Origin of the sequence: Arthrobacter sp. 7Tela_A1 (assembly GCF_049311065.1) — a bacterium.
Taxonomy (GTDB): domain Bacteria; phylum Actinomycetota; class Actinomycetes; order Actinomycetales; family Micrococcaceae; genus Arthrobacter_B.
This window is the reverse complement of the sequence record NZ_JAXIOO010000036.1, coordinates 25,875-32,803: the sequence shown is the minus strand read 5'-3', so window position 1 is coordinate 32,803 and position 6,929 is coordinate 25,875. Positions and strand designations below refer to the sequence as shown.

Sequence of the window (6,929 nt, the reverse complement as noted above, 5' to 3'; positions counted from 1 at the left end):
GGCCCCGGCGGGCGGCGCCGGCGGCGCGGGTGCGTTCCAACTCGCGCCCGCGGCCGACGAGGTGCGCAGCGATCCGGTCCCGGGTAGCGGAGATAGCCGATGCCGGATGCTTCTGGTTGATGCCCGGAGAGATCATTTGACGAGTGCACCGGCGTCGACTGGAAGGGTGACTCCCGTGACGTACCGGGCTTCGTCGGAAGCGAGAAAGAGAAGTGCGTTGCTGATGTCGCGGGCCTCTACCCAATCAAGTGGCAGGGCGTTGAGGGTCCTGAACGCCACGGACGCATCCTCAGCCGTGGGATGCTCCAAATCCGGCCGGAACAGCCGGAAAGTGGACTCGTTGAGGACCATTGGAGTGCCCACGGTGGTCGGATGGATGGAGTTCACACGGATCATGTCCGCTGCCAGTTCCAGCGCCAGAGTTCGCATCAGTCCGACGACGCCGTGTTTGGCCGCGACGTAGCTGGAGATGTTTGCGAGGCCCTGGAGCCCTGCGACTGAGCTGGTGAGGATGATCGACCCGCCGTTGCCGCCCGCCTTCAGATGCGGGATCGCGGCTTTGACGGTGTGCCAGACCCCGGTGAGGTTGGTTCCGATCATGTCGTCCCAGGCTTCTTCGCTGAGGTCTTCGGTGGGCATGCCCGCCGAGGCAATTCCGGCGTTGGCACTGACGATGTCCAGCCGGCCCAGCTGGGACACCCCCTCGTCCACCGCTGCCTTCAACGCGTTGTAATCCCGGACGTCCGCTTCCACGGCGACGATCCGGCGGTCCAACGCTTCCACATCCTTGACGGTCTGCTGCAGGTCTTCCGGGGTGGACATCGGAAACGGAACGGTGTCGATTTGCCGGCAGATATCCACCGCAATGATGTCCGCGCCCTCTTCCGCCAAGCGGATGGCATGGGAGCGGCCCTGGCCGCGGGCGGCCCCGGTAATGAATGCGACTTTGCCTTCTACACGCCCCATGGCGTGCTCCTCTCATCGGTTTTTAGGATTGGTTTGTCCGTCCCGGGAAGCTGGTGCGGACCCGGGACGGACACTTGGTGCCACTGGTTATTTGGCGGTGGAACCGGCGTCGATGGGCAGAGTCACTCCGGTGACATAGCGGGCTTCATCGGAAGCAAGCCACAGCACCGCGTTGGAGATGTCCGCCGGCTGCACCCACGGGATGGGCAGCACGTTGAGCGCCTGGAACCGTTCCCCGATCTGCTCACGGGTGGGGTGGTCAAGGTCGGGTGCGAACAGCGAGTAAATGACGTCGTTCTGGATCATGTCGGTGTCCACGCCCGTGGGGTGAACGGTGTTGACCCGGATCATGTCCGGTGCCAATTCGAGGGCGAGCGTTCGCATCAGGCCAACCACACCGTGCTTCGCAGCGACGTAGTGGGCGGAGTTCTCGATGCCCATCAGCCCTGCCGTGGAACTGGTCAGGATGATGGACCCGCCGTTACCCCCGGCCTTCAGATGAGGGATGGCCGCTTTGACGGTATGCCAGACGCCGGTGAGGTTGACGTCGATCATGTCTCGCCACTCGTCTTCGGAGAGTTCCTCAGCCCGGCCGAATCCCGCGATTCCGGCGTTGCCGCAAACGATGTCCAGTCTGCCCAGTTCGGCGACACCCTCATCCACCGCGGCCTTGAGCGCAGCCAGGTCCCGGACGTCCGCTTCGATGGCAACGATCCGCCGGTCCAGTGCTTCGACGTCTTTGACCGTCTGTTCCAGGTCCTGGGCAGTCGCCATCGGATAGCCGACTGTGTCCATCTGGGTGCAGATATCGACGGCGATGATGTCCGCCCCTTCCTGAGCCAGCCGGATGGCGTGGCTGCGGCCCTGACCGCGGGCAGCTCCGGTGACGAAGGCAACTTTTCCTTCTACACGTCCCATGTGGTGCTCCTCTCGGTTGAGTGTGAATCAGTACTGGGTGACGCCGGCGTCGACCGTCATGGCCAGTGAGGTCACATACTTGGCCTCATCAGAGGCCAGGAAGAGAACCGCGTTGGAGATGTCCACCGGCTGGGTCATATCCACCGGCAGCAGGTTCGTCGACATGGCGCTGAGGCGCGGGTGCGCCTCAAGCCAGGCAGAGTACAGCTGCAGGTCCTCGCCGGTGGTCATGGTGGTCTGCACGCCGGTGGGATGGACGGAGTTGACCCGGATGTGGTGCTCGGCCAGCTCGGTGGCGAAGGCCCGCATGAGTCCCACGACGCCGTGCTTCGCCGCGACATAGGGGGCCAGCATCGGCAGGCCCTTCAATCCAGCCGCCGAACTGGTGAGGATGACGGAACCGCCGCCGGCCTCGACGAGGTGCGGAGCCGCAAGCTGCACCGTATTCCAGACCCCGGTGAGGTTGACTGCAATGGTGTCGTCCCAGACCTCCTGGGGCGTGTCCTCCCAGGACCGCATGATCATGATGCCGGCGTTGGCCACCACGATGTCCAGGCGGCCCAGTTCCGCGACACCTGCATCGATTGCCTGCTTCATCCCCGCCCGGTCCCGGACGTCGGCCTTCGCGGAGACTATCCGCCGGTCCAGAGCCTCCACTTCCTTGACTGTCTGCGCCAGGTCCTCCTCCGTTGCCCCCGGGTAGGTGACACCCCGGACGGAGTCACAGAGATCCACGGCAATGATGTCCGCCCCCTCCTGCGCCAACCGGAGAGCATGGCTGCGGCCCTGGCCGCGGGCCGCACCCGTAACGAATGCGACTTTTCCTTCAACACGCCCCATTGCGTGCACCTTCTTTCTTTTCTTCGTGGACCGCCCTTTGCGGCCCGAACTCTGTTAGCCGCAGCCGCAGCTTCCGCTGCTGCAGCCGTTGGATTGCGAACCCGCCTCCGGAGCGAATCCGGCGAGCGGGTTCTCCGCACACGCGCTCACCGGCGGCTTCTCCGGGCGGCGCACCGAGAGCGTCACGGGCACAGGACGCGGCCGCGGGGGAGAGGTCCGGTGGGAATGGTCGACGCCGGTGCGCGGCACCTCCGCGGCGTCCCTGGCCTCGAGCGCCTCGGCACCCAGCCCGCGCACGCACTCGGGGTCCGGCCCGTCCAGCGGCAGTCCGGTGAAGAACTTGGCCGCCATGCAGCCGCCGCGGCAGGAATCGAAGAAACTGCAGGAGGCGCAGGCTCCTCCGGTCTGCGGGCTGCGCAGCTCCGTAAAGAGCTCCGAATGCCGCCAGACCTGGGTGAATCCGCCGGGTGTGCGGATGTTCCCGGCCAGGAAGGAGTCGTGGATCGCAAACGGGCAGGCATACACATCGCCCACGGGATCAATCAGGCAAACCACCCTGCCGGCACCGCACATGTTCAGTCCCGGCAGTGCACCGCCATAGGCGGAGAGATGGAAGAACGAGTCACCGGTGAGGACGTTTTCCCCGTTGGCCACCAGCCAGTCGTACAGCTCCCGCTGCTGGGCGGCTGTGGGATGCAGCTCGTCCCAGACATCGGCGCCGCGCCCGGAAGGGCGCAGCCGGGTCAGGCGCAGCTGCGCGTTGTACCGGTCGGCAATCGCCTTGAACTCATCAAGCTGGGGGATATTCTGCCGCGTGCAGACCACGGAAATCTTGAACCCGGAGAACCCAGCGTCGGCCATGTTCTGCATAGCCCGCAGCGCGGTGTCGAAGGAACCCGGTCCGCGGACCTGGTCATTGACCTCGGCGGTGGCGCCGTCCAGGGAGATCTGTACGTCGACGTAGTCGCTGGCCGCGAGCCGCGCGGCAACTTCGGGGGTGATCTTGACGCCGTTGGTGGAGAACTTGACCCCCACATGGTGGGCGGTCGCGTAATCCACGAGTTCCCAGAAATCAGGGCGCACCGTGGGTTCGCCGCCGCCGATGTTCACGTAGAACACCTGCATCCGCTCGAGCTCATCAATCACCGCTTTGCACTCTTCAGTGCTCAGTTCGCGTGGATCCCTGCGGCCGGAACTGGAGAGGCAATGGACGCAGGAAAGGTTGCAGGCGTAGGTCAGTTCCCAGGTCAGGCAGATAGGAGCGTCAAGTCCCGACTCAAAGAGGTCGACCAGGGTTCCGGGCCGGGCGGCTGGGAGAACGGTCATGGTGTCCTCTCTACGACCATGGAGGAGGCTGCGAGGGCTCCGAGCGCCTGCTCATACCGGCGCAGCTCGGCTCCGTTAAGCCCGACGGCGGTGCAGGCCGATTGCGCGGACGGTTCCGTTTGCAGCTGCTGTACCAAGGCCAGCAAAGTGCGGTCCTTGAGGAAGGAGAGCCGGCGTGTGCCGAAGTGGTAGAGCAGGGCACCGAAAGGCTCCGGACGGACCGCGACCTGGGGGTGCAGCTGCCAAGGGCGGCTGAGATCGAAGGTATGCATGGGCGGAGGGCCTAATAGACGCCGCACATGCCGTCGATGGAGACTTCCTCCACCAAGAGGTCCTCGGCGGGTTCCAGGCCCGGACCGGCGGCGTCGGAGCCGTCTACAGCGGTGGAATTTTCAACAGAAGGGCGATGGGAGGGCATGAGTTGCTTCTTTCTCTCAGAAACCGGCGTCGATGGCGATACTCTGTGCCGGGGACTGTAACGGCACTCAGTGCCATTGGGAAGGGTAATCCGTGGTCAATTCAGGACGGCAGGAACCGCCGGGCCGGACCGGACGCAAGCCGGTCACAACAAAGGCCGAGCTCAGCCACATAGCCCTGGTCCTCTTCAACGAGCGCGGATTCGATCCGGTAACCATTGACGACATTGCGGCGGCCGCCGGCATCGGACGCCGGACCTTCTTCCGTTACTTTCCCTCGAAGAACGACCTGCCCTGGGGTGACTTCGAGGCCTTGCTGGAGCGGATGGGCAGCTTCTTGGCAGAGCTGCCTGATGAGCTGCCCCTGGGAGAGGGACTGTGCCGGGCGGTCATCGAATTCAACCGCCTTCCGCCGGAGGAAGTCCCGTACCACCGCCAGCGGATGGAACTGCTGCTCCACGTTCCCACCCTTCTGGCGCATTCGACGCTCCGCTATGCTGCCTGGCGCCAGGTGATCGCTGAGCATGTGGCCCGGAGAATGCAGCTCCCCGAGGAGAGCCTGAAGCCGCAGGCTGTGGCCTGGGCACTGCTGGGTCTTTGTCTGGCCGCGTACGAGCAGTGGCTGCAGGTGGAGGACTCAGACCTGACCGGGGTCCTCCTGCAATCGCTGAAGCTGGTCGAAGGTGTGCTCGACGAGCCGGTTGCTCTGCCCTAGGCTGCCGGAACAAAACGGGCGAACAGGCAGGGGAACGATGGAAGCGGACTGCATCATAGTGGGCGCCGGCGGCAGCGGAGCGCCGCTGGCTGCCCGTCTCTCCGAGGACCCCGGCAGGCGGGTCCTGCTGCTCGAAGCCGGACCCGCCTACGCCTCGCGGGACCAGTACCCGCCGGAACTCCTCGATGCCGGAACCATCCAGGCTGCGATGCCGGGACACCCCAACAACTGGTCCTTCCCCGGGCAGCTCACACCCGCACTGTCATACGCCATTGCGCGGGGCAAAACGGCCGGCGGATCAACGGCAGTGAACGGGGGCTACTTCGTCCGGGCCCGCCAAGAAGACTTCGCCAGCTGGGAAGCCGCGGGAGGCCCGGACTGGTCCGCCTCAAGTGTGGGGGCCTTCTACGCGCGGCTCGAAACGGACCGGCAGTTCGGTGACCTGCCGGGCCACGGAAGCGACGGCCCGATGACTATCGACCGTCCGCCGCAGGACCATAAAATCACCCGCGCCTTCCGCGAAGCCGCGCATCAACTTGGGTTCCCGGAGGAGCCGGATAAAAACGGCGGCCAGCTCCCCGGCGTCGGGCCCCTGCCCATGAACGTTGCCGGCGGCGTGCGGTTGAATACCGCCCTGGCGTACCTGGAACCCGCGGCAGGCAGGGAGAACCTCACAGTTCTGGGCGGGACCCTGGTCCGCAGGGTCCTCTTCGAAGGCACCCGTGCCACCGGCGTGGAGGTGGAACGAGACGGCAGGGTTTCGGTCCTGAGGAGCCCTGAGATCATTCTCTGCACCGGGGCCATCAAGACGGCCCATCTGCTCCTGCTGTCCGGGATCGGCCCGCGGAAAGAACTCGCGGCACACGGGATTGCTCCCTTGATCCACAGTCCCGGCGTCGGACGCAACTTCACGGACCATCCGGAGGTCTCCGTGCGGTGGCGCCCGCGGCGCGGAGTGGTGGATAACTCCCTGCCCAGAGCCATGGAGAGCTGCCTCAACTTTTCCTCCGGACTGCCCGGCGGCGCGGCCTGGGGAGATCTGGAGATCCTGCCGCTGCTCAAGCCCACGGGCTATCTGCTCTCCGGATCTGAGCAGTCCATGAGCCTGGGAATCCGTCCTGCCCTCCGGCATCCCCTGCGGACCTTCGGGGCACTGCGGTCCATCCCCGTCAGACGGCTGCTGCAGGACTGGCGGCACCAGGACGAGCTTGAGTTCCTGGTGGCGCTGCAGTCGGAGACCGCCCGGGGGCAGCTGACCCTGCAGTCTGCCGATCCGAACGAACCGCCCCGCCTGGATTACCACTACCTCTCTACGGCTGAGGACAGGGAACGGATGCGGCTGGCCGTAAGAACTGCCGCGGCACTGCTGTCATCGGCGGCTTTTCGTCCTCTGAGCCGCGGAATCTCGGAGCCTTCCGCCGACATCCTGGCTGATGACAGCCTCCTTGACGACTGGGTCCAATCCCGGCTCGGGACGGCCCTGCACCTGAGCGGAACGGCGAAGATGGGGCCTGCGGAGAATCCGGAGGCCGTCGTTGATCCGTACGGGCGGGTACACGGGGTCCAGGGGCTGCGCGTAGCGGATTGCTCGGTCCTTCCTTCCGTGACGCTGCGCGGACCGGCCGCTACGGCCGTGATGATCGGGGAATTTGCAGCCCATCACTTCCGTGCCGGAACCCGCCGGCCGGACGGCCGCCCGGCTGCTTAGCGCCGTCGGCATCGCCGCCGACGGCCCTGGGCAGCTGGGG

At 65.7% G+C, this 6,929-nt stretch carries 8 protein-coding genes; 2 read left to right on the top strand and 6 right to left on the bottom strand.

Going from position 1 to position 6,929, the window contains the following annotated elements:
- Nucleotides 1-132: 132 nt before the first annotated feature.
- The 6 genes from TVB01_RS13550 to mftA all read right to left on the bottom strand — a co-directional run bounded on the left by TVB01_RS13550 (nucleotide 133) and on the right by mftA (nucleotide 4,468).
- Nucleotides 133-966, bottom strand: coding sequence for a mycofactocin-coupled SDR family oxidoreductase (locus TVB01_RS13550; RefSeq protein ID WP_422456445.1), 834 nt, complete (start codon nucleotides 964-966; stop codon nucleotides 133-135).
- An 87-nt stretch (nucleotides 967-1,053) separates the two neighbouring features.
- Nucleotides 1,054-1,884, bottom strand: coding sequence for a mycofactocin-coupled SDR family oxidoreductase (locus TVB01_RS13545; protein WP_422456444.1), 831 nt, complete (start codon nucleotides 1,882-1,884; stop codon nucleotides 1,054-1,056).
- Nucleotides 1,885-1,911: 27 nt separating this feature from the next.
- Nucleotides 1,912-2,724 carry a mycofactocin-coupled SDR family oxidoreductase gene (locus tag TVB01_RS13540; protein ID WP_422456443.1) on the bottom strand — a complete coding sequence of 271 codons (813 nt, stop codon included), beginning with the start codon at nucleotides 2,722-2,724 and terminating at the stop codon, nucleotides 1,912-1,914.
- 54 nt (nucleotides 2,725-2,778) lie between these two features.
- Entirely contained in the window at nucleotides 2,779-4,050 is a 1,272-nt protein-coding gene (gene mftC / locus TVB01_RS13535) for a mycofactocin radical SAM maturase (RefSeq protein ID WP_422456442.1), read from the bottom strand.
- Nucleotides 4,047-4,322: a mycofactocin biosynthesis chaperone MftB gene (gene mftB, locus TVB01_RS13530; protein ID WP_422456441.1), complete on the bottom strand. Its 276-nt coding sequence runs from the start codon at nucleotides 4,320-4,322 to the stop codon at nucleotides 4,047-4,049. The genes mftC and mftB overlap by 4 nt, the downstream gene beginning before the upstream one ends.
- 11 nt (nucleotides 4,323-4,333) lie before the next feature.
- Entirely contained in the window at nucleotides 4,334-4,468 is a 135-nt protein-coding gene (gene mftA / locus TVB01_RS13525; RefSeq protein ID WP_422456440.1) for a mycofactocin precursor MftA, read from the bottom strand.
- 92 nt (nucleotides 4,469-4,560) lie between these two features.
- Here mftA and mftR point away from each other — a divergent pair, with 92 nt between their 5' ends.
- On the top strand, nucleotides 4,561-5,181 hold the full coding sequence (gene mftR / locus TVB01_RS13520; RefSeq protein ID WP_422456439.1) for a mycofactocin system transcriptional regulator: 621 nt from the start codon (nucleotides 4,561-4,563) through the stop codon (nucleotides 5,179-5,181).
- Between the two features lie 37 nt (nucleotides 5,182-5,218).
- Nucleotides 5,219-6,889, top strand: a complete 1,671-nt coding sequence (locus TVB01_RS13515) for a GMC family oxidoreductase (protein ID WP_422456438.1) — start codon at nucleotides 5,219-5,221, stop codon at nucleotides 6,887-6,889.
- The last annotated feature ends 40 nt before the right edge of the window (nucleotides 6,890-6,929 follow it).

Excerpts from the sequence above, each read along its gene's own strand:
- TVB01_RS13550 (WP_422456445.1), bottom strand. The coding sequence starts at position 966 with ATGGGGCGTGTAGAAGGCAAAGTCGCATTCATTACCGGGGCCGCCCGC.
- TVB01_RS13545 (WP_422456444.1), bottom strand. The coding sequence starts at position 1,884 with ATGGGACGTGTAGAAGGAAAAGTTGCCTTCGTCACCGGAGCTGCCCGC.
- TVB01_RS13540 (WP_422456443.1), bottom strand. The coding sequence starts at position 2,724 with ATGGGGCGTGTTGAAGGAAAAGTCGCATTCGTTACGGGTGCGGCCCGC.
- mftC (WP_422456442.1), bottom strand. The coding sequence starts at position 4,050 with ATGACCGTTCTCCCAGCCGCCCGGCCCGGAACCCTGGTCGACCTCTTT.
- mftB (WP_422456441.1), bottom strand. The coding sequence starts at position 4,322 with ATGCATACCTTCGATCTCAGCCGCCCTTGGCAGCTGCACCCCCAGGTC.
- mftA (WP_422456440.1), bottom strand. The coding sequence starts at position 4,468 with ATGCCCTCCCATCGCCCTTCTGTTGAAAATTCCACCGCTGTAGACGGC.
- TVB01_RS13515 (WP_422456438.1), top strand. The coding sequence starts at position 5,219 with ATGGAAGCGGACTGCATCATAGTGGGCGCCGGCGGCAGCGGAGCGCCG.